Source organism: Gilvimarinus sp. 1_MG-2023 (assembly GCF_030548285.1).
Genome location: NZ_JAUOSC010001755.1, coordinates 1 through 235, shown reverse-complemented (window position 1 = coordinate 235; position 235 = coordinate 1). Strand labels below are relative to the sequence as shown.

Annotated in this window: 1 pseudogene; it reads right to left on the bottom strand. The window is 55.3% G+C overall.

Annotated features, from left to right (window positions below):
* Positions 1-235 (bottom strand): annotated as a pseudogene (locus Q4563_RS22745) (stringent starvation protein A); the annotation flags it as partial.

Sequence of the window (235 nt, the reverse complement as noted above, 5' to 3'; positions counted from 1 at the left end):
CCAGGCTTTCGGTCAATGCCTTGCGCGCTTCTTCAACGCCATCGCCTCCAGCCAGGATCGTGCCGACCAGGCCACACCAATCTTTCTCGATGCGTTTGATCCACAACCGGCTTTCTGCACGTGCGACGGGGTAAACAGGCAACAGTGGAGGATGAGGAAAACGATAGTCGAGGTATTCAATCATGATGTTCGGGTCTTCGTAGAGAGTCAGCTCCCGATCCACCAGAGTTGGCAG